Annotated in this window: 1 protein-coding gene; it reads left to right on the top strand. The window is 66.1% G+C overall.

The genetic code is table 11. The features are described 5' to 3' along the window. The coding region (locus AC07YZ_RS25400) for a cadherin-like domain-containing protein (RefSeq protein WP_494796779.1) at positions 1 to 2,820 on the top strand (2,820 nt) is incomplete at its 5' end. Positions 2,821 to 3,019 lie beyond the last annotated feature (199 nt).

The following is a 3,019-nucleotide window of genomic DNA, read 5'->3' as shown; positions in this document are numbered from 1 at the left end:
AACGATCCACCGGTCGCGGTGGATGACGCCATCACGGTCGCAGAAGACACACCGTTCACGTCCATCGTCGATCTGGACACCAACGACACGGACCTGGACGGGGATGCGCTGAGCGTGGTGCCCGGGACCTTCACGACCACGGCTGGCGGGACCATCGTGATCGCAGCCAATGGCAGTTACACCTACACGCCGCCAGTGAACTTCAACGGCAGCGACAGTGTCAACTACACCGTGACCGACGGCAGCGCCACCGACGTGGGCACTCTGAACATCACGATCACGCCAGCGAACGACCCGCCGGTCGCGGTGGACGATGCCATCACGGTCGCGGAAGACACCCCGTTCACCTCGGTGGTGGACCTTGACGCCAACGACACCGATCTGGACGGTGACAGCCTGACGGTGGTGCCGGGCACCTTCACGACCACCCAGGGTGGCACGATCGTGATCGCGGCCAACGGCAGCTACACCTACACGCCGCCGGCCAACTTCAACGGCAGCGACAGCGTCAACTACACCGTGACCGACGGCACGGCGACCGATATCGGTACGCTGAACATCACAGTTGGCCCGGCCAACGATCCACCGGTCGCGGTCGATGACAGCATCACGGTCGCAGAAGACACACCGTTCACGTCCATCGTCGATCTGGATGCCAATGACACGGATCTGGACGGTGATGCCCTGACGGTGGTGCCCGGCACCTTCACGACCACGGCCGGTGGAACCATCGTGATCGCGGCCAACGGCAGCTACACCTACACGCCGCCGGCCAACTTCAATGGCAGCGACAGCGTCAACTACACGGTCACCGACGGCAGCGCCACGGATGTGGGCACGCTGAACATCACGATCACGCTGGCCAACGACCCACCGGTTGCGGTGGATGACGCGATCACCGTTGCCGAAGACACCCCGTTCACCTCGGTGGTGGACCTGGACGCCAACGACACCGATCTGGACGGCGACAGCCTGACGGTGGTGCCCGGGACCTTCACGACCACCCAGGGTGGCACGATCGTGATCGCGGCCAACGGCAGCTACACCTACACACCGCCAGCCAACTACATAGGTAGCGACTCGGTGAACTACACCGTGACCGACGGCACGGCCACCGATATCGGCACGTTGAACATTTCGGTTGGCGCGGCCAACGACCCGCCGGTGGCCGTGGACGACAGCATCACGGTGACGGAAGACACGCCGTTCACCTCGGTGGTGGATCTGGACGCCAACGACACCGACCTGGACGGCGACAGCCTGACGGTGGTGCCGGGCACCTTCACGACCACCGCAGGTGGAACCATCGTGATCGCGGCCAACGGCAGCTACACCTACACGCCACCGGCCAATTTCAATGGCAGTGACAGCGTCAACTACACCGTGACCGACGGCAGCGCCACCGACGTGGGCACGCTGAACATCACGGTGAACCCGGCCAACGATCCTCCGGTGGCTGTGGACGATTCGATCACCGTTGCCGAGGACACCCCATTCACCTCGGTGGTGGACCTTGACGCTAACGACTCGGACCTGGATGGCGACAGCCTCACGGTGGTGCCGGGCACCTTCACGACCACGGCTGGCGGGACCATCGTGATCGCGGCCAACGGCAGCTACACCTACACGCCGCCAGTGAACTTCAACGGCAGCGACAGTGTCAACTACACGGTCACCGACGGCAGCGCCACGGATGTGGGCACGCTGAACATCACGATCACGCCAGCGAACGACCCACCGGTCGCGGTTGATGACAGCATCACCGTCGAGGAGGACACGCCCTTCACCTCGGTGGTGGACCTGGACGCCAACGACACGGACCTGGACGGCGACAGCCTGACGGTGGTGCCCGGGACCTTCACGACCACCGCGGGCGGAACCATCGTGATCGCCGCCAACGGCAGCTACACCTACACGCCGCCGGCCAACTTCAACGGCAGCGACAGCGTCAACTACACCGTGACCGACGGCAGCGCCACCGACGTGGGCACGCTGAGCATCACGGTCACGCCAGCGAACGACCCAACGGTGCCGACACCAACGCCCGCACCTACCCCGACGCCATCTCCCGCGCCGGCCCCATCTCCCGCGCCGGCCCCAGCTCCCGCTCCCGCTCCGGATGCACCGGACCAGCCCGGCAAGGAAGGGTCGCCGACCCCTGGCCCCAGTTCTGCGCCGGAACCCCTGGCGCCCTCCAGCCCCGTGGTGCACGTCTCGTTCGCGGTGGGCGAGTCCAACACGGGCAGCAGTTTGTCGACGTCTTTGGGATCGCTCCCAGCAGGCTCCCCGCTGCAGGCCGAGGCCCTGGCACAGGTGCCCGACAGCCTGATGTTCGACGCTGGATTGCGTGGCGATGTGGGTGATCTGCAGGTCATCGTGCCTGCGCTGCACGTGCAGCACGCCGTGAGGCACCAGCCGATCGTGATGGAGCGGGGCTTGTTCGTGCAGCACGCGGTGCGTGCCTCGCAACTGGAGTCGTTGGTGCGAAGCGCGATGATCGACGCGCACAGCTCGGCCACCACCACCTTGCTCAACCCCTTCGCCCTGGGAGCACCGGCGCCGCTGGACGCCCAGACGCGGGCCGCCCAGGCGCCTGCGGGTGAAACGCGCAACGACGCCGGGACACGCAGTGCGCCGCCCGACACCGCGGCCCCCCCGGCCGAAGCCGACCGGGTGGAATCCCCGCACGACAAGGAACCGGCGGTCAAACCCAAGGCCGCGGCCGGGTTCAAGACCCAGCTGCAGCGCCTGGCCAACGACCGAGTCCGTGGCGACCGCCCCGTGACGCGTGCCGTGACACGCCCCGCGGTCAGCGCCTGAACGCCCAACCGAACCCCTATCTGATTCTTTAGGACAACGACATGAGCAAAATGCAATCGATTTCTCTTCAGGCCACGGGCTTCCTGCCGCGCAGCATGGTGGTGCTGGCCGTGGCCGCCGTGATGGCCGGCTGCACCGTGGCCCCCAAAGCCTTGACGCAAGACGAAGTGCGCGAGCGCGTCAAACACGACACCGCCAA

The organism is Hydrogenophaga sp. GW101-3F08 (genome assembly GCF_059424585.1).
The sequence above is the reverse complement of the archived record's forward strand: the minus strand, read 5'-3'. Positions and strand labels throughout refer to the sequence as shown.